The 340-nt window shown below is 46.5% G+C and carries 1 other RNA gene; it reads right to left on the minus strand.

The annotated features are described in order from the left end of the window. Nucleotides 1-340: a transfer-messenger RNA gene (gene ssrA, locus EIZ58_RS32890) on the minus strand; the annotation flags it as partial.

Raw genomic sequence — 340 nt, forward strand, 5'->3', positions numbered from 1 at the left:
CCCGCGTCCTAGCATATTGCCACCCCAACGTCTACACTCATATTCAGACTACTTAAGGTTTCACTGCCCAACTTGCCGCCTGTCAGGGCCCACATGAACAGCTAACCTGATTTTTCTCTTCTAACGTACTTCAGGTGGGAGTCGTTAGCGTAAGTCCGTTAAATTTAGGACCCAGATCTAGACCACGGACAAGCCTAGGAGGATCTACGTTAAGCGCCTATTAAGCAGCTAAAGCGTAAGAATTGTTATTATTTTTTGCAGTTATAATTAAACTGGACCTTTTAACGTAGATGCCGCTACGGAGTGCAGTTGGGGCGCAACCTATACCAGTCGAATCCAG

This window comes from Ammoniphilus sp. YIM 78166, from assembly GCF_004522215.1.
Lineage (GTDB): Bacteria > Bacillota > Bacilli > Aneurinibacillales > RAOX-1 > YIM-78166.